Annotated in this window: 21 protein-coding genes; 15 read left to right on the forward strand and 6 right to left on the reverse strand. The window is 45.3% G+C overall.

What is annotated here, in order from left to right; all coding sequences use genetic code 11:
* Positions 1–178: 178 nt before the first annotated feature.
* The 7 genes from OH459_RS20065 to OH459_RS20095 all read left to right on the forward strand — a co-directional run bounded on the left by OH459_RS20065 (position 179) and on the right by OH459_RS20095 (position 6816).
* Positions 179–784, forward strand: a complete 606-nt coding sequence (locus OH459_RS20065; protein WP_005452310.1) for a DedA family protein — start codon at positions 179–181, stop codon at positions 782–784.
* Positions 762–1892: a D-alanine--D-alanine ligase gene (locus OH459_RS20070; protein WP_074051359.1), complete on the forward strand. Its 1131-nt coding sequence runs from the start codon at positions 762–764 to the stop codon at positions 1890–1892. The genes OH459_RS20065 and OH459_RS20070 overlap by 23 nt, the downstream gene beginning before the upstream one ends.
* A gap of 263 nt (positions 1893–2155) precedes the next feature.
* On the forward strand, positions 2156–2596 hold the full coding sequence (locus tag OH459_RS20075) for a YHS domain-containing (seleno)protein (protein WP_005452306.1): 441 nt from the start codon (positions 2156–2158) through the stop codon (positions 2594–2596).
* Positions 2597–2625: 29 nt separating this feature from the next.
* Positions 2626–3078: a hypothetical protein gene (locus OH459_RS20080; RefSeq protein ID WP_061066559.1), complete on the forward strand. Its 453-nt coding sequence runs from the start codon at positions 2626–2628 to the stop codon at positions 3076–3078.
* Between the two features lies 1 nt (position 3079).
* On the forward strand, positions 3080–4843 hold the full coding sequence (locus OH459_RS20085) for a lysophospholipid acyltransferase family protein (protein WP_269988338.1): 1764 nt from the start codon (positions 3080–3082) through the stop codon (positions 4841–4843).
* A 24-nt stretch (positions 4844–4867) separates the two neighbouring features.
* Positions 4868–5335: a GAF domain-containing protein gene (locus OH459_RS20090; protein ID WP_005452302.1), complete on the forward strand. Its 468-nt coding sequence runs from the start codon at positions 4868–4870 to the stop codon at positions 5333–5335.
* 218 nt (positions 5336–5553) lie between these two features.
* On the forward strand, positions 5554–6816 hold the full coding sequence (locus OH459_RS20095; protein WP_005452300.1) for a metal-dependent hydrolase family protein: 1263 nt from the start codon (positions 5554–5556) through the stop codon (positions 6814–6816).
* Between the two features lie 509 nt (positions 6817–7325).
* Here OH459_RS20095 and OH459_RS20100 read toward each other — a convergent pair.
* Together OH459_RS20100 and OH459_RS20105 are read right to left on the reverse strand one after the other, a co-directional pair.
* Complete coding sequence (locus OH459_RS20100) at positions 7326–7487, reverse strand: hypothetical protein (protein ID WP_009697120.1); 162 nt, start codon at positions 7485–7487, stop codon at positions 7326–7328.
* A gap of 236 nt (positions 7488–7723) precedes the next feature.
* On the reverse strand, positions 7724–8044 hold the full coding sequence (locus OH459_RS20105) for a hypothetical protein (RefSeq protein ID WP_005452298.1): 321 nt from the start codon (positions 8042–8044) through the stop codon (positions 7724–7726).
* Positions 8045–8250: 206 nt separating this feature from the next.
* On the opposite strand from OH459_RS20105, the gene OH459_RS20110 reads away from it, so the two are divergent.
* On the forward strand, positions 8251–9324 hold the full coding sequence (locus tag OH459_RS20110) for a sensor domain-containing diguanylate cyclase (RefSeq protein ID WP_085319153.1): 1074 nt from the start codon (positions 8251–8253) through the stop codon (positions 9322–9324).
* A gap of 68 nt (positions 9325–9392) precedes the next feature.
* On the opposite strand, the gene OH459_RS20115 is transcribed toward OH459_RS20110, so the two are convergent.
* Positions 9393–10619 carry an aldose 1-epimerase family protein gene (locus tag OH459_RS20115; RefSeq protein ID WP_102949543.1) on the reverse strand — a complete coding sequence of 409 codons (1227 nt, stop codon included), beginning with the start codon at positions 10617–10619 and terminating at the stop codon, positions 9393–9395.
* Positions 10620–11326: 707 nt separating this feature from the next.
* Here OH459_RS20115 and betI point away from each other — a divergent pair.
* The 6 genes from betI to choV all read left to right on the forward strand — a co-directional run bounded on the left by betI (position 11327) and on the right by choV (position 18182).
* Positions 11327–11926: a transcriptional regulator BetI gene (gene betI, locus OH459_RS20120; protein WP_269988341.1), complete on the forward strand. Its 600-nt coding sequence runs from the start codon at positions 11327–11329 to the stop codon at positions 11924–11926.
* Between the two features lie 16 nt (positions 11927–11942).
* Positions 11943–13403 carry a betaine-aldehyde dehydrogenase gene (gene betB / locus OH459_RS20125; RefSeq protein ID WP_269988343.1) on the forward strand — a complete coding sequence of 487 codons (1461 nt, stop codon included), beginning with the start codon at positions 11943–11945 and terminating at the stop codon, positions 13401–13403.
* 19 nt (positions 13404–13422) lie between these two features.
* On the forward strand, positions 13423–15123 hold the full coding sequence (gene betA, locus OH459_RS20130; protein ID WP_269988345.1) for a choline dehydrogenase: 1701 nt from the start codon (positions 13423–13425) through the stop codon (positions 15121–15123).
* A gap of 29 nt (positions 15124–15152) precedes the next feature.
* Positions 15153–16091 (forward strand): choline ABC transporter substrate-binding protein, encoded by a 939-nt coding sequence (locus OH459_RS20135; RefSeq protein ID WP_180827094.1) that lies wholly within the window; start codon positions 15153–15155, stop codon positions 16089–16091.
* 62 nt (positions 16092–16153) lie between these two features.
* On the forward strand, positions 16154–16996 hold the full coding sequence (choW, locus tag OH459_RS20140; RefSeq protein ID WP_005425967.1) for a choline ABC transporter permease subunit: 843 nt from the start codon (positions 16154–16156) through the stop codon (positions 16994–16996).
* 1 nt (position 16997) lies between these two features.
* The gene (choV, locus tag OH459_RS20145) at positions 16998–18182 is read left to right on the forward strand and encodes a choline ABC transporter ATP-binding protein (RefSeq protein ID WP_269988350.1); all 1185 of its coding nucleotides are present in this window, start codon (positions 16998–17000) and stop codon (positions 18180–18182) included.
* Positions 18183–18345: 163 nt separating this feature from the next.
* On the opposite strand, the gene OH459_RS20150 is transcribed toward choV, so the two are convergent.
* Positions 18346–19002, reverse strand: a complete 657-nt coding sequence (locus OH459_RS20150; protein WP_269988351.1) for an NAD(P)H-dependent oxidoreductase — start codon at positions 19000–19002, stop codon at positions 18346–18348.
* Positions 19003–19290: 288 nt separating this feature from the next.
* On the opposite strand from OH459_RS20150, the gene OH459_RS20155 reads away from it, so the two are divergent.
* Positions 19291–19695 (forward strand): globin, encoded by a 405-nt coding sequence (locus OH459_RS20155; protein WP_269988353.1) that lies wholly within the window; start codon positions 19291–19293, stop codon positions 19693–19695.
* 81 nt (positions 19696–19776) lie between these two features.
* On the opposite strand, the gene OH459_RS20160 is transcribed toward OH459_RS20155, so the two are convergent.
* Positions 19777–20568, reverse strand: a complete 792-nt coding sequence (locus OH459_RS20160) for a slipin family protein (protein ID WP_009700456.1) — start codon at positions 20566–20568, stop codon at positions 19777–19779.
* Positions 20569–20577: 9 nt separating this feature from the next.
* Complete coding sequence (locus OH459_RS20165; protein WP_269988355.1) at positions 20578–21945, reverse strand: NfeD family protein; 1368 nt, start codon at positions 21943–21945, stop codon at positions 20578–20580.
* Positions 21946–22011: the final 66 nt, after the last annotated feature.

Genomic DNA, 22011 nt, shown 5'->3' on the forward strand with positions numbered 1-22011 from the left:
ATTCGACTGACGCAACAACGTTGGGCGTTATCGACTTTCTCTGTATTGCAGTGAAATTTTGTTACTGATGATCCTGTCTTTAACCATAGCCTCTAGTTATTTCTGTTCATCAATATGGATCGAAAAATCATCTCGTAGAGGCCTTGAATGACGAGTGAATAGCAATGGGACAGAGAATATGAGTGAAGTGGCAACGTTAGAAGCTTGGCTGTATCAAGGCAATGTGCCTCTGTCGATGCTATTTCTCGGAGTCGTATTGTTGTCATACTTACTTGAAGATTTGGCTATCGTTACTGCCGCTACTTTAGCGGTAGAGCAAGTGATGCCAACACCTCTTGCGTTATTGGCGATTTTTACAGGTATCGCCACAGGAGACATAGGGCTTTATTGGCTGGGGAAATTGGCACAAAAGGTACGTTTTTTCCGCTATCGCTTGCTTCGATATCAACGTGCTAGGCGCGTGCGACGCACACTTCATCGTAAAGCTTTCATTACGTTATTCATCGTTCGGTTTATTCCCGGATTAAGAACCGTAGGGTTTACGCTTAGCGGATTTTTGGATGTGCCCAAAATGAAGTTTCTCATCGCCGTGTTAAGCGCGACGAGTTTATGGACTGCGTTGATTTTTGGCTCTTTCTTCCAACTAGGCAGCATGCAATGGCTTCAACAACATCAAATAAACACTTTGTTGATTCCGATTGGATTGGTCGTAATGTTGCTGCTCAACAAACTGATTTCAAAAACATTGTTAAGGAACACATATGGTGAAACTCGCCCACGTTGAAATGATCCCAAACGGAATGGTTAATGCCGGTATGCCCATTCTTCAAGAACCAAAGCGAGTAGTCTCTCCGTTTGAGTTTTTACCAGCTTGGTTTTTTTATACACCCGTGGTGATTCAAAGCGCGGTCCTCAGCGCTATCCACCGAGATTGGGCATTACCTTTGATCGCAAACCCTTCAATCAAGTTAAGCGGTATGGTGGGGGAGTCCAAGCATGACATTTTCGCTTCTTCGGGAGACAAAACTAAGCAGTGGATATTGCCTTTTATCACATTAACTAAGACGCATGAACAGCTTGAAACTGCTTTAGAAGACGCAACACAGCAGCTAAAACGATCGAGTTTAGAGTATCCATTGGTGGCGAAACCTGATCTTGGTTGCCGTGGTGCTGGCGTGAAGTTATTGCGTTCAGATGAACAGCTAAGAAGCTACATTAAAACGTTTCCCGTTGATGGACGTTTCCTGTTACAGAAGAAATCAGACTACAGCGCTGAAGCTGGGGTATTTTACGTCAGGCAGCCAGGCGAAACCCGAGGGAAAATCATCTCACTGACATTAAAATATTCCCCTCGAGTGATTGGTGATGGGCAGTCTACGCTTAAGCAGCTTATCGAGAAGTGTCCAAGGGCTGGTAAGTTACAGCACCTTTATTTACCAAGGCACAGTGAGCAATTAGAAGTGATCGTCGCGAAAGGTGAAGAATTTCAACTAGCCTTTGCAGGAAGCCATTCACGTGGTGCCATTTTTCGTGATGGTAACCGATTCATTACGCAAGAGCTGGAAAAGAAGCTCGATCAAGTGCTAGGGGATTTTAATGGATTCCACTACGGGCGATTGGATATCAAGTTTAAAGATATTCATGCTCTAATGAATGGTGAACATTTTGATATCTTAGAGATTAATGGTGCGAGCAGTGAAGCGGCACATATCTGGGATAGCGATACACCACTAACTCATATCTTCGCCACATTGCTAAAGCAGTACCGATTACTTTATCAAATCGGATCAAAGCAGAAGCTGCGAGGGCATCAAACGCCGACACTGGGTGCTCTCATTCAAGCATGGCGAGAAGAGAAAGTCCTGACGCAGCTGTACCCGATGACAGACTAAAAGCATTGATCTATACCCAAGTATCTTGAGGTTATTTGGGTATGGATACCCCAACAACGGGTGATGAATGGGGACATCTGTTATTCAACTTCACGCCGTAAAACAGTTATTCAGTACTTTTCTTATTTAATTTTCAATTCTTTGTAATTTTTATATCATTTGTCCTGTCTTTTTATTAGCACCAAATAAATCACGCAGTGAATATGCCTTCTTAGTGAGGGCAATACCTCGATAGAACGTATTTCCGAATAAGGAATTTAATGATGAGAAAATTATTCGCATTACTGATGGTATTAATCAGCTTCTCTTCTTTTGCGGAAGATGAAATTTATACCGGATTTTTTAGTAATAAGGCATTAAGCGGTTATGACACGGTCTCCTATTTTACAGAAGGTCAGCCTGTGAAAGGAAACAGTAACTGGAAAACTGAATACAAAGGGGCAGACTGGTATTTTTCTTCTCAAGATAATTTAAATAAATTTATAGAAAATCCAGAAGCTTATGCGCCACAGTATGGTGGCTATTGTGCATGGGCGGTATCCGCTAAAAATGATTTTGCCCCTGCGGATCCTAAACAATGGGCAATTGTTGATGGCAAGCTGTATCTAAATTACGACGCAGAAGTGAAGCAGTGGTGGGATGATGACCGCGCAGGACATATTGCTGCAGCCGATAAAAACTGGCCAACATTGATTCAGCAGTAATAAGACTCAGAAATAATAAGGTTCATCTCATGACATTTATTCCAAAGAAACATATACCTTCGATTTTTATTGCTTTCGTTTTTATTCAATCATTATTTTTTAAGTTTACTGGTTCATATGAAACCGATCATATTTTTGGCACGTTAGGAGAATGGTCAGGGATTCATTGGTTTGGCGTTTATGGCGGGTATTTAATTGGGATTGCTGAGTTAATTGCAGCCATTTTACTGTTTACTCGTTTCCATGGTGTTGGTTCAACAATGACCGTTGGGATTATGACCGGAGCCATTTTATTCCACTTGTTTACGCCGCTAGGTGTTGTAATGCCTGAATTTAGCGCTACGGGCGAAGTGATAGGTAATGATGGTGGATTGCTATTCGGTATGGCTTGCCTTGTTTGGCTATCCGCTATTTTCTTAACCATTCGCGATATTAGAGCTCAGGGCTCTTTTACAAACACCTTGCTAATGAAAGGAGCCTAATATGGTTGAAAGTCCTTTCCGGTTATCAAGAAAAACGCCATTTGGAATAGGTGAGTCTGTTGTCGAGTGGGCTACTGGGCTTTCCAAGTTAGATTCCTTGTACAAGCAAGAACCGTTACCTGAAGATAGTCATTCATTTATGCATGAAGCGCTTGCTCGAATTGGTACTCAATATCGAGTTCAACATGGCAGCTTAGAGAATATTCCCAGTGATGGCTCGGTTTTGGTTGTTGCTAACCATCCGTTTGGTGGAATTGAAGGGATCATTTTAGCTTCCTTGATTTCCCAAGTGCGCAAGGATGTCAAAGTGCTTGCTAACGAACTGTTAAAGCGAATTCCTGAGCTGGATGAATTGTTTATTGGTGTTGATGTGTTTGGTGGTGAAAAGGCAAAGCAAACCAATCGACGAGCAATTAAAGCGGCGAACCAACATCTCAAAGAAGGTGGGGTGTTGATTATCTTCCCTGCTGGAGAAGTCTCTTCTTGGCAAGCCAGTGAAAATAAAATCACTGATAAAACATGGAGCCACTCAGTAGCAAAATTTGTTAAGCATGCTCAAGCGACGACTGTGCCTTTGTTTATTAGTGGTATGAACAGCAAATTATTTTATCAAGCTGGGAGAATTCATCCGCTTCTTAGAACGGCACTGCTGGGACGAGAACTTCTCAATAAGTCGGGTGAGATCATTTCTGTTTCAATCGGCAATCCAATCCCTTATCGCGAGATACAAGGGTTTGAAAATGATGAAGATATTACCCAGTACTTCCGTTTGAACACCTATTTAATGGGAAGTATGGACAGTCGCAAGGAGCTCACTCAACAAACTCTTCATGCAGAACCAATAATTGCGCCTATTCTTACAGAGACTTTAGAAAATGAACTTCTGGATCTGTCTGAGTTTAAATTATTAGAGCAGGCTGATTTTGAAGTGTACTGTGCGCCTACACCAAAAATGCCGCAAATGATGCGTGAGATTGGGCGCGTACGAGAAGAAAGCTTTAGAGATGTTGGAGAAGGCAGCGGCTTGAGCTGTGATGTCGACCTCTTTGATCCCAACTACCATCAGCTCTTTGTTTGGCATAAAACCAACCGAGAACTTGTGGGTGCTTATCGTTTAGGTCTGGTTGATGAGCTGATTGAACAAGGCGGAATTCATGCCCTCTATTCAACCAGTTTGTTCAAATATGATAAAGCGTTTATCAAAACTCTAGGTTGCTCGATTGAGCTGGGGCGCTCGGTGGTTGCGAAGCAATACCAACGCAACATGCATTCATTGCTTTTATTGTGGAAGGGCATTGCGTCTTTTGTTCAGCGCAACCCAAAGTACACCCATCTCTTTGGTCCCGTAAGCATCAGCAACGATTATAGCCCAGTGGCAAGGCAGCTCATCGCCTCCGTTATGTCGGTTCATTATTACGATAATGAGAAAGCCAAATTGGTTTCGCCAACAACGCCTTTAGAGAGAAACGATCAAGAATTTTGGCGACCGGATATGTTGAGCTCACTCTCTCAGTTGCCTTTGTTATCCAAAGTGCTCAGTCGTCTTGAACGTGGTATGGGAATTCCGGTGCTTCTCAAACAGTACCTGAGCATGAATGGCAAGTTAGTCTGCTTTAATGTCGACCCAGCGTTTAACTATACGCTAGATGGTTTGATTGTCGTGGATCTGACTTCGGTGCCGGAGAAAAAGCTTGGTAAATACATGGGTTACGACAATGCCGTGAAGTATCAGTTAGCCCATAAGAAAACGGATTTAAGTGAATAGCTATCTATAGGAGTAAGAAATACGATGCCTTTTATCAAATTAGCCAATTATCGTGATGAGCTGACAGCTCAACTCGAAAATATCGCCCATCAGTTTCAACTGCATTCCTTATTGATTATGGAATCTAAGCCGGATCAAATGGTGGTGTTTGCGGCGAATGAGCAACCTATTTACCACGTTGGTGATGCTGGTCCTAAAAGTAATCAACAAGGTTGTCATGAGTTGTACTGCGAACGCGTCGTTGATACTGCACAGCCGTTGCTGGTGGCGGATGCAAGTATGGATGAAGAGTGGAAGGGCAATGAAGACTTAGTGAAATTTGGTCTCGGTGTGTATTACGGTGTGCCAATCACCTTTAAAGGTGAAGTTATTGGGACGGTGTGCGCACTGAATAATGAGCCTTTCGATTTCGCGAAAGGTACGCCTAGTGCGATTGATCAAATCCATCAACTTCAACTCAACGTAGAGCAGCATCTCCAAGCCACTCACTGATTACTGTGAACTAAAAAAACTCTGACAATTCTTGGTCAGAGTTTTTTTGTTTGTCTCCTTCCTTAGCATCTAACACTTCTACTCCGGCACTTTTTCTGGTTGTTGTTGATTCACTGCTTAGACCAAGAATGTGCACTTGTCGTGAAATGGCAATTCTATTTCTCAACCGCTCGATATGATGTACCTGTATTGAGACAACTGACTCGGAGATAGAAACCATGAGTATCGTAATTAAAAATGCAAACGTGTTTAACGGTGTGGATGAGCAACTTCTGAAGAACGTGGACCTTCTGATTGAAAACAACTTAATCACACAAATCGGGAAAGTGGATGACTCGAATGCTGAGCAAATCATCGATGCAGAAGGCAAAACGGTGATGCCAGGCTTGATTGATGCGCACGTACACATCACGCTTTCAGCAGGCTTTAATGAGCTAGATGGTATGACGAGAGAAGAGATTGCGATTCGTTCTGCGAGAATTTCTGAAGAGATGTTGATGCGTGGCTTTACGACCATTCGTGATGTTGCTGGCAACACACTGGGCTTGAAAAACAGCATCGATAAAGGTTACGCCAAAGGTCCTCGAATTTTGCCTTGTATGGCGGCGATTTCGCAAACTTGTGGTCACTCAGACTACCGCCAAAACCAAGCGCAAGAACGTCTAGCGAGCGGTCATGAAGACTCGCCACTGATGAAAACGGGCGCGTTTAAAGTCGCGGATGGTCGTGCAGAAGTATTGAAAGCTGTTCGTGAGCAACTGTTCATGGGTGCTTCCCAAATCAAGGTGATGGCAGGTGGCGGTGCATCCTCTACCTTCGACCCGCTGGATACGTTGCAATACACGTTAGATGAAATGAAAGCAGCGGTGGAAGCAGCAAGCGACTATGGTACCTATGTCGCGGCTCATATTCACACAGCACCAGCGATGAAACGTGCAGCAGAAGCAGGGGTAATGTCCTTTGAGCACGCTACTATTATGGACGATGAAATCGCTCAAATTGTAAAAGAGAAAGGCATTTGGCTTGTTCCGTCATACTTCACGTCATCACTGATTGCGGAGCGTAAGATCCCGCTGCCAAACGAAGAGACTTACCGCAAGACAGAACGCGTTGGTAAGGCAATGTTTAAGTCTGCTGAGCTTATCAAGAAATACGATATTCAAAACCTAGCGTTTGGTACTGACTGTGTCGGTAAAGCAAACGTTCATGAAAGTCAGATGCAAGAGCTTGGTGCGATTGAAAAAACGTTCGACACCATCACTGCACTGCGCATGGCAACTTCAAACTGTGGTCGTTTGTTTGAATTGTCGACTTACAAACACCCTTATCAAGAAGGCAAATTAGGTCAAATTGTGGAAGGTGCGTATGCAGATTTACTTATCGTCGACGGGAATCCACTTGAGGGTGTTGATTGTGTAATGAAAGACGAAACTAAGAAAGTCATCATGAAAGATGGTGTGGTTTATAAGAACACATTATAAACAAGTTATCCTGTTTTCAAAGGCGCTCATCGAGCGCCTTTTTTGCGTCTTGGGATTAGAGTGTATGTCACTTTTCAAAAACCTTCTCGGCTAATCTATTGTTGGCTTCATCCATTTGGTTCTTACTGCCAACATCTACTCGTGTTAAACCATCGTGCCCATTTTAAACTCATCCGTATTGGCTATCGAGAGCGCCTTTGTGTTCTTCTAGCATTGAGTTTAGTAATGTTCTACCACGGGAGTGTCGAAGGGAGAACACCATAAATTAAGCGGTATAGGAGAAGACAGAGGCAGAGATTTCATCTCTTAGAGCGACATCGTTACTGGCTGGTTATTAGCTGGCGTGCGTAAAGAAAAAAGATAGGGGAAGGAGATGTCCCAAGCATCTCAAGGCTACTTGGGTAAAGCATAAAAGGGTTGATGAAATACAAACAAGGCAAACAAAAAAACGCGCCTTAAATAAGGCGCGGTTCGGACTAAAAAGGTTTTGGTGAAAGGACTTGTAGGGCTTACTTCATCACATAACGATAGGTTTTGATTACCAACCAGCCAAAGGCTTTGCTTAGAATTTTTACGGCTTTAAAAGCAACTTTACCAATCGTTACCATCAATTCGCCAGCAACAGTAAGGCACGTGTGTAAATCAGTTTGTTTGAACTCTGCGTAAGTCATGTTGGTCTCTCATTTTTAAGTGGGGGACTCCTGTCGCTCAATGCATACCCTGTAGCGACATAGTAGGAATAAGTGAGATTAGGGACTTACCATTTGGCGCCACCTCGCACGTAAAGATAGAAAATGAGTATTGCTTGGAATGGTTATAAATAACCAAGGTGAATTTATGATGAGTGGATTACAGATACAAAAAAGCCACCACTAAACAGTGATGGCTTTGTCGGACACTTGATCGACTAATATTTTACGAACAACATTTTTCTTAAGCTGTTACAGCGAGATTTATCTAACGGGTCACCAAGGTATTCGCCATCTTCGGCGGCTTTCTTCATTACCAAAGCTCTGGCTCGGTCACCGCTGTCTAGGTCTTGATACTCTTCCAGTGTTTTCAGCTTCAACAAACGGTATTTCGATTTGTCTTTGCCAGAGGCGACGTGGTCGTAGCAATAACTCATTGCTCCTGCATTCGCACCGATCTTGCTGGCGTCTGTAATCGCGTAAGCGTTAAAGCCAATTGTGCTCGTCAATAAGATTAAAAGGGCATTGCGTGCTTTCATTTCTGTTTCCTAATTCAAATAAGTTGACGAATAAGGTAGGGAGAAATGGATAACAAAAATTGCCATTAAGCGACATTTGCGAACAATCAATCACTTTGTCTGTTTTGTCAGAGCGAGGTTAGCGATAAACCAGTGGCGCGAATTGGTAAATTTCTATTCTCCGAATTGAATAACCTCTGCTCATTGAATTATTCGGAGCATACGTCATGAATGCGAGACAATTTACTAACGACAACAAACGGAAGTTGCTGCCCATTGTTTATCTGTTGACGATAACCGGCTGGGGTATTTACACACTTACGTATGATTACAGTTGGCAGGCACTGATGCTTTTTGCCATCGGGTTATTGATGGTTATTCGTAATTATTATCTTGAGAGCGAACGAATTGATGAAAAGATTGCCAGTATTGCTGCTCACTCAGTCATTGGTGTGGTGATTCTTGATCAATATTTGCGAGTAGACTACGTCAACAAAAGTTTCTTGAGGCTGACGGGGTACACAAGTGAACAATTAAATGGTGAAAATCTAAAGCAGTTTGGCTTTCGTCCATTAAATGAAGCACTTACTAAGTTGGGCGCTAAAGCGAATTGGAAAGACGAGATCAAAGTGACCAATCGTTTTGGAGACCACTTAACGTTAGATGTGCACATCACACATTATAAAGTGGGGGTAGGTACGCGAGATCGTTATGTCGTGAGTTTTCGAGATGTTAGTCATCGTGCTCGACTAGAGAGCAAATTAAAGAGCTTAGCAGAAAAAGATCCTTTAACGGCATGCTGGAACCGTCGTCGTTTTGACGAAGAATTAGCTCGCTACGCAAACATCGCCGGTCGATATGGGTTTTCTAATGCCACCTTAGCCATCATAGATATTGACCATTTCAAACAAATCAACGACCAGCACGGTCATGATGTGGGCGATGTCGTACTCAAAGACCTCGCTAGATTGATGAAGTCGGAGTGTCGTGAAACTGATATTGTTGCACGTGTTGGGGGAGAAGAGTTTGCCATCATTATGCCTGAGACCAATACTCGAAACGCGTTTGAAGCGATTTACCGGCTGAAAGAAATCATTCAGTCGAAAAGTGTATTGGGCATCACGGTCAGTGGTGGCATTACGGCAATCAATCGTTCGGTTGAGCAAACCTATCGTCGAGCAGACAAGGCTTTGTATCAAGCCAAAACTTTAGGACGAAATCGTGTTTGTGGCGCGAAAGGTGAACCGCTAAGCAAGCACGTTTCTGAGATGGAAGCGCTGATTGCTACTAGTTCTCGATAGTCGACTTCCTAAAGCATACATTAGATTAAGAGCCGCACATCGCGGCTCCTTTTATTGCTGAAGCATTGTTAATTATCTAGGTTTACGAGTGGCTTGCTGATCAGTTCCACTTTTTGACCCTGTTGGATTTTAGCGACTTCAGTGAGTGCTTGTTTGACTTCATTTTGGTTTCTAAGTACTGAGTAGGTTAGATCAAAGTATTTGCTTTCACCTGCTCGTATGGTTGGAACTAAGCCTAATGGGCGTTGGTACTTCGTGTTGTAGGCGTAACTGGTTCCGGGCTCAATGCCGGTCACATAACCCTGTTTGTATGTATCAGTATTTTTCCATAGTGTCAGTACAGGCAGTTGCTCTACGTTATAACTGAGCGCCACACCTTTATCGCTTTTTTTGTTGTGAAGCACCGCTAAACTTTGTCCGGAATCGTCACCTATTGGCTTCAAGTTAAATACCATTTCATCGTAGCCTTTTGTTGGTCCTTGATAGGTTTGCCAACTATCTAAGCCCGCCTTTGCGTAGTTGTTGAATGGAGAGACTTCCTTGACTGCTGCGGAAAACTTCGCCCCTTTTTCAAGAATAGGTCTACCAAAGTTAGAGTGGTAAATAATCTGGTACTCGTCATCGTAGTCAGACATGTTGGTTAACTTATCGTGTAGAGAGAATGAGTTGCTACCTGGCAGTATTGATAACTCTGTATGAGTCACCAGTTCTGCTTTTTTGAAAGTGCGTTCTGAAACGGTACCTTGCACCCTAATTCTGTGTGGGGGATTATCATCAATGATCACTTTTACTGTAGAAGCGGGTGTATTTTGGACTCGACCATGCAGGCTTAGAAGCTGACCGTTATCATCAACGCCCGGGTGACCTGTCCATTCATACCCACAACGTACAAGCATTTCATTGAACCCATCGAGCCAGCCAAGACCATTGCGACTTTCCAGCTCGATGAATGCTGGGTTTACGATCTCTTTGACAGGTGAGTCCCAGCCAAGAATTCGCTCTCCATCCATTTTGACATCAAAGATGCCCATCCCACGAGTTGGGATAAGGGTAACTTCCAAAATGCCGTTGTCTATGACGAGAACATCAACACCAAATTGTTTTCCACCGTGCAAACGTTTTTTTTCAATGCTGAAGGGCAAGTCTGGATTAAAGCCGAGGGAGCGACTAGTCATTTTCCAATCTCCAACGTCTTGATTTAAAGCAGAATTAGTTAGAACAAATTCTGCTGAAGAAACAGGTAGGGTAGTGAGTCCGAGTAGCATAGCGGTACAAGCGATGTACGAATTTTTCATCCTTTATTCCTTATTTATTTTTCAAATCTAAGTATTGCTGAATCGATTCAGCATTATTATATAAATTGCGCTATTTCTGAGCAAAGTAGGCTGATATGAGTTGTGATCAATATGCTCATTAGAGGGTTTTTTAATGATCTTTTTGATTGCTGAATCAAATTCAGCAGAAATATTGAGTGCGAAAATGAAAGTCGTTTTGCTGAAGCTCGCTCTTAGTTAACTAAATAGGGGCGTCAAACGACTCGGAGACACCTAGCTATTCCGGTTCGTTGTTTTCCTTGCTGTACTGGGCGATTTTAATTGACACGAAACGTTTACATTTTGTTGCTGTAGATTCGCTGTGGCGAAGTGGTATGCCATTCCTTGGTCAATTAACAAACTTAAAAATAAAATGTGTAGAAAATATTTGAGCTCGTTGTATTTGTCTTTGCTTGTACTTTTGATAAGAACGGGGTTCTCATGAGTCTTTGTATCTATAATTTGCGTTATAAATGTTATAATTGTTGATTTTTAAAGGTTTTTGTTTTTCTGTTTTTACTTGTTAAATCTTCATAAATTCTATCTTTTCTCAAGTTTTAGTAATGATTGTGGTCGAAATGATTCGGCTGTATCTGTCATTTTTTCTAGATAATTAGTTTGAGTTCGAACTAAATTTAAGGCATTTTATATTTAACTAACCGTTCAATTAAAAACAACAAGGATGCAAAATGCCCAAGGTTGGGATGCCTGAAATCAGAAAACCGCAGCTAGTCAAAGCGACGATGTCGGTCATCGACAGAGTAGGTTTGCACTCCGCGAGTATCTCGTTGATCAGCAAAGAAGCAGGGGTATCAACAGGGATCATTAATCACTATTTCGGTGGAAAGCACGGCTTGTTAGAAGAGACCATGCGTGAAATCCTGCGCCAGCTTTCTGCCACCATCAAAGAGAACCTAAGCCAGCTGCCGGCTGATGCGCATCATCAACGTATTAATGCCATCATCGACGGCAACTTTGTGGGTTTCCAAGCCGAGAACCAAGTGGCAAAAACTTGGTTGGCATTCTGGTCGTACTCCATGCATGACGCCCAGCTCAAACGTCTGCAACGAGTGAATGAACGACGCCTCCTTTCTCACCTAAAAAAAGAATTAAAAGCTTTGCTGGATAATGACCAAGCAGAGCTAGTAGCGCATGGTATTGCGTCACTGATTGATGGCATTTGGCTGCGCGGAACGCTCAACCCGCAAGGCATCGATGCCGAGAAAGCACGCGTCATCATCAACGACTATCTCGATAAACAACTCACGTTCTACTCAAAACAAAAATAAAGAGTCAAACCTTCAAATGGATATGAAAGCACACTACATCGATGGTGCCATGCACCTAGGATGCTCGGAAGAACACTTCACCACATACAATCCAGCCAATGGTGAGCCGCTTGCGAATGTGAAGCAGGCTAACCAGCAAGATATGCAAGCGGCAATTGAATCTGCCAAGCGCGGCTTTGCGATTTGGTCTGCCATGACGGCGACAGAGCGCAGTCGTATCCTGCTTAAAGCGGTGGCGCTACTTCGTGAAAGAAACGACGAATTGGCAGCATTAGAAGTCGCGGATACGGGCAAACCGATTCAAGAAGCGAATTGCGTAGACATTGCAACGGGCGCAGATGTGATCGAGTACTACGCAGGTCTTGCGCCTAGCATGCATGGCGAACAGCAACCGCTGAATGAATCGCAGTTTTTCTATACTCGCCGCGAGCCTCTGGGCATTTGTGCAGGTATTGGTGCGTGGAACTACCCAATTCAAATCGCGATGTGGAAATCAGCTCCTGCGCTTGCTGCGGGTAATGCGATGATCTTTAAGCCATCAGAAGAAACCCCGTTAACCGCACTCAAGCTGGCAGAAATCTACAGCGAAGCTGGGTTGCCTGATGGCGTGTTCAACGTTATTCAAGGTGATTACCGAGTGGGGCAAATGCTCACCGCACATCCTGACATCGCTAAAGTCTCTTTCACGGGCGAATCCGGTACGGGCAAAGTCGTGATGGGTGACAGTGCCAATACGCTAAAGCAAGTCACTATGGAGCTTGGCGGCAAATCACCAATGATCGTTTTTGATGATGCCAAGCTAGACGACGCGGTTTCTGCTGCAATGGTCGCGAACTTCTACACCCAAGGTGAGGTTTGTACACACGGTACTCGCGTGTTCGTGCATGAAGGTATTTATGATGAGTTTGTCGCTCAACTTAAGAAACGTACCGAACTGCTGGTGGTTGGAGATCCGCTTGATGAGCAGACCCAAATTGGCGCGCTAATTTCCAAAGAGCACGAATCAAAAGTTCTTTCTGCAATTGAACAAGCGAAAGCAAGCAAAGCAACGCTGCTGACTGGAGGCTACAAAGTCACAGAAAACGGCTTGGCGAGCGGTAATTTTGTTGTGCCAACGGTTTTCATTGATTGCGAAGACGACATGCCGCACGTGCAGCAAGAGATCTTTGGTCCCGTAATGTCAGTGCTTAAGTTCAGTGGCGAAGACGAAGTGATTGCACGCGCTAACAACACCGATTACGGACTGGCAGCTGGCGTGTTCACGCAAAACCTCTCTCGTGCACACCGCGTCATTCATCAAATCCAAGCAGGAATCTGTTGGATTAACACTTGGGGCGATTCTCCAGCTGAAATGCCAGTTGGCGGCTACAAGCTTTCTGGCATTGGACGTGAAAACGGCGTTGAAACCCTTAAGCATTACACCCAAACCAAGAGCGTGTTAGTGCATTTGGGTGATTTCGATAGCCCTTACGCCTAATCAGTCTGGAGGATTTGTAATGCAACAACACTACGATTACATCATTGTCGGTGCTGGTTCGGCAGGCTGTGTTTTGGCGGATCGCCTGAGTGAAACCGGTCAGCACCAAGTCTTACTGCTGGAAGCGGGTGGCTCAGACAAGAGCATCTTCATCCAAATGCCAACAGCGTTGTCATACCCAATGAACACCGAAAAGTACGCATGGCAGTTCGAAACTGTTGCAGAAGAGGGGTTAGACGGACGCCAACTGCATTGTCCACGCGGCAAAGTGTTAGGCGGCAGCTCTTCGATTAACGGCATGGTTTATGTTCGTGGTCATGCTTGTGACTTTGACGAATGGGAAGCGGAAGGTGCAAAAGGCTGGAACTACCAAGCTTGTCTGCCGTACTTCCGTAAAGCGGAAACATGGACAGGCGGCGCAGACCAATACCGTGGCGACAGCGGTCCAGTAGGGACATGCAACGGCAACGACATGAAGTTGAACCCACTTTACCAAGCTTTTATTGAAGCGGGTAAAGATGCAGGCTACCCAGAAACGCAAGACTATAACGGTTACCAGCAAGAGGGCTTCGGTCCTATGCACATGACGGTAGACAAAGGTGTGCGAGCTTCTACATCTAACGCTTACTTAAGCCGTGCAAAAAGGCGTAGTAACTTCACTTTGATGAAAGGCGTAACGGCTCACCGTATTTTGCTGGAAGGCAAGAAAGCGGTCGGCATTGAGTTTGAACAATCTGGCAAAATCAAACAGTGTTTCGCCAACAAAGAGGTTGTGTCGAGCGCAGGTTCTATCGGTTCAGTACAACTGCTGCAACTCTCGGGTATTGGTCCTAAGACTGTGCTTGAAAAAGCGGGCATTGAAGTGAAACACGCGCTAGAAGGCGTGGGTAAAAATTTGCAAGACCACCTTGAAGTGTACTTCCAGTACCACTGCAAACAGCCGATCACGCTAAACAGCAAGTTAGGTTTGATCAGCAAAGGTTTGATTGGTACGGAGTGGATTCTGACACGCAAAGGTCTGGGCGCAACCAACCACTTTGAATCGTGTGCGTTCATCCGTTCTCGTGAAGGGTTGAAATCGCCAAACATTCAATATCACTTCCTACCAGCAGCAATGCGTTATGACGGGCGTGCTGCGTTTGATGGTCACGGCTTCCAAGTGCATGTTGGTCCAAACAAGCCAGAGAGTCGCGGCAGTGTCGAAGTGGTTTCTGCCAACCCAAATGACAAGCCAAAGATCGAGTTCAATTACATCTCGACGGAACAAGATAAGCAGGATTGGCGAGACTGTATTCGTTTAACTCGTGAAATCCTCAACCAACCAGCAATGGATGCGTTCCGTGGTGAAGAGATCCAGCCCGGTCTTAACATCACCAGCGATGACGCGATTGATGAATGGGTAAAGCAAAACGTGGAAAGTGCTTACCACCCATCGTGTAGCTGCAAAATGGGCGCAGACGATGACCCAATGGCAGTTCTGAATGAAGCTTGCCAAGTGCGTGGTATTGAAGGCTTGCGCGTGGTGGATTCATCTATCTTCCCAACGATTCCGAATGGCAACTTAAACGCACCAACCATCATGGTTGCAGAGCGTGCAGCGGACATGATCTTGGGGAACGTACTCGAAGAATCGAATAACACACCAGTTTGGATTGCTCCGAACTGGCAAGAGACGCAAAGAATGCGTCCGCCGAAAAGAGACTTAAGCTCAATCTCATAAAGTCAGTAATCATTACAAGGAATTTAAACATGTCTACGATGACAAAAATCTTTTCATCTATCGCGCTGACTGCAGTAGCGACAGGTGCTTACGCTAACCAATGTGAAACTGTTCGATTTGCCGATGTAGGCTGGACGGACATTACTGCAACTACTGCAGTTACTTCTGAGCTGCTAAAAGGCTTGGGCTACAAAACCAAGACCGATCTTCTGTCTGTACCTGTGACGTACTCTTCAATGGCAAACGGCGACATTGACGTATTCCTAGGTAACTGGATGCCAACCATGGAAGGCGATATCGCCAAATATCGTGAAGCTGGCACAGTGGAAACCGTTCGCGCAAACCTAGAGGGCGCAAAATACACCCTAGCCGTGCCAAAGTACGTGTACGACGCGGGTGTGAAAAGCTTTGCTGACTTGGCAAAACATGCCGACAAATTCAAAGACCGCATCTACGGTATTGAGCCGGGTAACGATGGCAACCGCCTTATCCAAGATATGATCGACAGCGATGCATTCGGCTTGAAAGACTTCAGCCTAGTGGAATCAAGCGAAGCGGGCATGGTGTCTCAGGTGTCTCGTGCAGTGCGTCGCAACCAATGGATCGTTTACCTAGGTTGGGCTCCACACCCAATGAACAGCAATGTTGAGATGGAGTACCTATCTGGCGGTGACGACTTCTTTGGTCCTAACTACGGTGGTGCCAATGTTTACACCAACGTGCGCCAAGACTACCTATCTGAGTGTCAAAACGTGGGTCAACTGCTTAAGAATCTAGAGTTCAGCCTAGAGATGGAAAACCAGTTGATGGAAGCGATTCTGAACCAAAAACAGAAGCCAGCGAAAGCAGCACAAGAGTGGTTGAATGCTAACCCACAACAATTTGAAGCATGGCTAGAAGGCGTGAAGACGCTAGACGGCAAAGATGCAAAACAAGCGATTACTTCTTACCTAAAAACAAACGCTTAATCATTCCTCTCTTTAGGGAAAGGTGGGCAGTGATGCCCGCCTATTAACACAAAGGTTTTATTGTGAATTTTATTACGGACAACAAACTTCCGTTGGGCGAATGGATGGAAACAGGCGTAGATTGGTTAACCATGAATGCGTCGGGTTTCTTTGATGCTATCTCTATTTTTCTCGAAACCATCATTCTGTTCGTGGTGGATATTTTCAAATGGATGCCACCGGCAGCACCAATCATCATGACCGCAGCGATCGCGTGGTTCCTACACCGCAGCATTCCTTTAGTTGTGTTTATCGTGCTGGCGCTGCTGACTATTCTTAACCTCGGCTACTGGCAAGAAATGCTGGAAACCTTTGTTCTCGTCTTCGCTGCGACAACGATTTCCGTATTAATTGGCGTGCCGCTCGGCATCATGGCGGCGCATCGCCCGTGGTTGTATACCTTATTGCGCCCGATACTCGATCTAATGCAGACCGTACCAACGTTTGTGTACCTGATCCCAACATTGGTTCTATTTGGTTTAGGTATCGTACCGGGGCTGATTTCTACCATTATCTTTGCCATCGCCGCGCCGATTCGTCTGACTTACCTTGGCATTACCAAAGTGCCAGAAGAGTTGATTGAAGCGGGTAAAGCCTTTGGTGCCAGCCGTATGAAATTGCTATTCAAAGTCGAACTCCCAGCAGCATTGCCAAGTATTATGGCGGGTGTGACTCAGTGCATCATGTTGTCGCTTTCTATGGTGGTGATTGCTGCGCTAGTCGGTGCTGATGGTCTGGGTAAACCAGTCGTACGAGCACTGAACACTGTGAACATTTCCCAAGGCTTTGAAGCCGGTTTAGCGATAGTTTTGGTCGCGATTATTCTCGATCGCCTGTGCAAAGCACCAAACCAGAAGGAGGCATAACATGGATGCAATTACGATTGAAAACCTCGACGTTGTGTTTGGGCAGCAGCAAGAGCAAGCATTAGCGTTACTCGACCAAGGCAAGTCTCGCCAAGAGATCATTGATGAAACTGGACAAGTGGTTGGTGTTGATAAGGTCTCAATGAGCGTCAAACAAGGTGAGATCTGTGTATTGATGGGGCTTTCCGGCTCGGGTAAATCAAGTTTGCTTCGTGCCGTTAATGGTTTGAATGAGATCTCTCGTGGCTCACTCAAAATCAAAGATGGCGACGATATGGTAGAGCTTGCCAATTGTGACGAGCAGACTCTACGTAACTTGCGTACTCACCGTGTGTCGATGGTGTTCCAAAAGTTTGCGCTTATGCCGTGGTTAACGGTATTGGATAACGTGGCGTTTGGTCTTGAGATGCAGGGCATTGGTAAAGCGGAACGTCGTAAAAAAGCGCGTGAACAACTTGAAATGGTTGGGCTAAGCGAGTGGGAGAGTAAATTCCCGCATGAGCTTTCTGGCGGTATGCAGCAGCGTGTTGGCTTGGCTCGTGCCTTTGCTATGGATACTGACATCCTACTAATGGATGAACCGTTTTCTGCACTCGATCCTTTGATTCGCGCTCAGCTTCAAGATGAATTGATTCAACTGCAAGAGAAGCTCAACAAGACGATTTTGTTTGTGAGCCACGACCTAGACGAAGCGCTGAAAATCGGCAACAACATTGCCATTATGGAATCGGGCAAACTGATTCAACACGGCAAGCCTGAGCAAATCATCCTTGCGCCAGAAAACGACTATGTGGCGGACTTTGTGGCTCACACGAATCCGCTCAACGTATTGAAAGGTCGTTCACTGATGCAAGCGCACACCGAGCTTAAGCATCAGAATGACCGCGTATTGGTGTGTGCAGATAAGCAGATTTGGGTCGAGCAAGAGCCGAAAGGTGTCACGCTGGTGGATTCTGACAAGTCATTGGTGAATTGGGAAAGCGATTCAACCACACTCGATGACATCGGCGAAAGCACCGTCGTTCAAGCCAATCCAGATATCAGCATGCGTGAGGCGATTGAACTAAAGCAACGCAGCAATCAACCTATCTTGCTGGTGGAAGATAACAAGCTAGTCGGGGTGCTGAGTGATAACGAATTGTACGACGCGCTGCTTGGGAACTTTAAGTCCAAGCAAGTGGCGTAGCTGTCTCTTATCTCAAAACGTTTGTTGATTCCCCCTCAGCAAAACAAAAAAAGAGCCGTACTCTTAGACTGAGACACTAAGAAGTACGGCTCTTTCAATTTGAACAATGATTTAGATAGCTAAGCTCTAGGCTAGGAACCCAGGAGCGAGGAGACGATACTCATTAAAGAGTAGTAATTACGTCATCCATGTTTAGACGTGCTTTTGGTAGACCGTGGTTGTAGTCTTCGCCGTCTTTGTGGTAGCCGATTGCTAGTGCAACTTCACATACGTGACCGTCTAGTTCTGCTTTGAACTCTTCGCCGATCAGTGTTGGGTCAACACCTTCCATTGGAGTAGAGTCGATACCTAGACGCGCTAGTGTGTGTAGTAGGTTACCAAGCGCGATGTAAACTTGCGCTTTCGTCCAGCCGCCGTTGTAGCCGCTCTCATCTGTGTTTGCTTCAGCAAATGCGAAAGCACCCATGAACATGTCGTACATGTCTGCTGGTAGGTGACCAGAAGTTACTTCAGCATCAACACGCTTCGCGAATTTCTCTTTAGTGAATTTTGGATCGTACGCTAGCAGAATAGTGTGAGATGCTGCTTTAGCATGCGGTTGGTTGAATTGGTGCATGTTAGCAAACGTGTCGTGGAAACGCTGTTTCGCTTCGTCGCTCTCAATTACGATGAATTTCCAAGGCTGAGAGTTGATAGAAGACGCAGATAGGCGGATTGCTTCTTTGATGATTGCCATATCTTCTTGAGAGATGCGCTTCTCTTCGTCGTATTTTTTAGCTGTGTAACGGTTGTTTAGGTCTGTAATGATTTGATGAGACACGTTTATATCCTCTTAATATTATTAGACAAATGAGGATGCGCTTAGCATCGACAACCATGCGTACCTCGAAAGTGAGTCCATAATATCGACTTTTATCGAATTGATAATACGTGTTTCGTTTAAATCACTTTCTATTTTTTATTGAAAATCGAATTTGAACGGCTGAAGGGCAGGTTGGCATTCTTCGTATGCCGACGTTCAGAAACCACAAAACCGTCCCAACGAGCTTGGTAGGATTATCAAATTACATTCATAATGAAAATAGATAAGTTGGTTGGAGGCTAGGGGATGAACGTAATCGAAGTTTTTAACAACAGCTATGAACGCTGTGTTACCCATGAGGACTTCTTTGATTTGTTCTATGAGAACTTTTGGTCGAAAGGTGAGAACTTCAGACAAAAGTTCGATGGCGTGGATATGAAGAAGCAAATCCGGATGCTTAAAGGGTCTATCGTGTTTGTGATGATGGCGGATACCTCTGTAGATGCTCGAGATATGATGCGGAAATACGGGCACAAGCACGGGCATAACAATATTGGCGTCGCCCCTGAAGACATCGATGTCTGGTTTGAAAGCCTGTTAGAAACCGTCGCCCAATGTGATCCTGACTTTGATGAAAGGGTCGAGTATGCGTGGCGTCACTGCTTTGAAACTGGATTGGCAATTATGAAGAAAGAGTGCACCGACGCATAAGTTCAATCAATGTTGAACTCGTAAAGGGAGTAGAACACAGCTACTCCCTTTTTCTACTTCCCTGTTCAGTGACCACCAGGTTTACTCTTTTTCTTGTTCCGACTCTCTCTGATTTTTCTTCACAGCCTTGGCGATATCGGAAACTGCTTCGACGAGATTAATCGGCATTGGGAAGATGATAGTCGATGTCTTGTCTGTGGTGATCTCAGTGAGTGTCTGCATGTATCGAAGCTGTAAGGCGTTAGGTGCTTCGTTGAGCATTTCTGCCGCTTCTTTTAGCTTGTTAGAAGCTTCCAACTCACCAGTTGCGTGGATGATCTTCGCACGGCGGTTACGCTCGGCTTCGGCTTGGCGGGCAAGGGCGCGCACCATGCTGTCGTTAAGATCAACGTGTTTCACCTCAACCGTTGCGATCTTGATACCCCAATCGTCAGTTTGCTGGTCGAGGATGGATTGCAGGTCTTTATTGAGGCGTTCACGTTCAGAAAGCAATTCATCCAGTTCATGTTGACCAAGTACAGAACGTAATGTTGTCTGTGCTAACTGGCTGGTGGCATCGCTGTAGCTTTCGATGTTATTGATCGCCATTTGTGGGTCGACCACTCGGAAGTAAACCACGGCGTTGACTCGGACCGATACGTTGTCACGGGTGATCAAATCTTGAGTCGGAACATCCAGTACGATGGTGCGTAAGTCGACACGAACCATTTGTTGAATGAAAGGGATCAAGATGATCAAGCCCGGTCCTTTTACTTCTTGGAAGCGACCGAGGAAGAACACCACGCCGCGCTCGTACTCACGCAGCACCTTGAACATTTGCGTTGCCAGTGCAACCAATAAAACAATGATAACGGCAACAGTGTAGAGCATCATAAGCGCCTCCTATTCCTTAGGGCGGTCACTGGGTTTCACGGTTAGGGTCAACCCTTTTATGGTTACCACGGTGACGTGGTCTCCTTGTTTGAGCTGTGCGTCAGCTTTGGCTTGCCACAAAGCACCATCCAGCTGGACAAGCCCTGTTCCATCAACAAAATCATCGCTCACAACAGCGAGTTTGCCCGGGTAGGTTTCTAGTCCGGTGGTGGCTTTTTTGCTGCGAATTTTAAGAAGCAAGCCAACGGTAATAACGATTAAGCCGGCAGAGAAAACAGCGATACCAATGATTAATGGCAGAGCGATTTGGAAGCCGGGGATGTCGCTATCCATTAGGAAGATCGAGCCGAGAACAAACGCAACGACGCCACCTAACCCGAGTATGCCAAAGCTCGGGTTAAAGGCTTCAGCAATCATCAGAGCAATACCGAGCAATAGTAACCCTAAACCAACGTAATTCACGGGCATCATTTGTAGGGCATACATGGCTAGCAATAGGCAAATCCCACCGAGCACACCTGGCAAGCCGATACCAGGGTTGTAGAACTCTAATAACAGTCCGTAAATACCAATCAGCATCAGGATGTAAGCTACGTTGGGATTGGTGATCACCGCCAACATTTCTGCACGCCAGTCGGGGACGCGTTCCACCCACATTGGGTTATCTAACGTCAGCTTGTACGGCTTGCCGTTCACTTTGACCTCTGTGCCATCGATGGTAGTGACCAAGTCTTCGGGCGAATTAGCAATGTAATCAATAACGTTTAATTCTAACGCTTCTGAAGCGTCTATGTTTGCAGCTTCGCTGACGGCTTTCTCTGCCCACTCTGCGTTTCTGCCATGCAAGCGAGCCAAGCCTTTGATATATGCTCTGGCGTCATTGATGACTTTCTTTTCCATTGCGGTTTTGGCAGGTACTTCGTCGGAGTTTTTGCCTGATGATTCATCATTCGATTCGTCATTGTCTTTGTCGTCAGCACTAGAAGGCTGTTGCGGTGCGCCGCCTAGTGAAACGGGCGTAGCTGAGCCTAGATTGGTGGCTTCTGCCATCGCAGCGACATGACTTGCCAGCAGAATGTAGGTGCCAGCGCTGGCTGCCCGAGAGCCTGACGGACCAACCCAAGTTGCAATGGGTACGGAAGAAGTAGTGATGGCGTGAATTATGTCTCTCATTGAGCTATCAAGTCCGCCGGGGGTGTCCATTTTTAGAATGATGAGGTCGACGCCGTTTTGCTGAGCCTCTTCAATCTCTCGCGACAGATAATCACTCAGAGCAGGACCAATCGCGCCTTTGACTGGCAATACCCAAACGGTGCTCGCTAGCGCTTGGCTGGCAAACAAGAGTAGAGGAAGAAGCCACAATCGTATCTGTTTCATACAGCCCTCCTTGTGTTACCACTGGGACTTATTGAAAACGCTATTTAAAGTATATACCCAAGTGAC

Source organism: Vibrio sp. MM46, from assembly GCF_027587135.1.
Taxonomy (GTDB): Bacteria; Pseudomonadota; Gammaproteobacteria; order Enterobacterales; family Vibrionaceae; genus Vibrio; species Vibrio harveyi.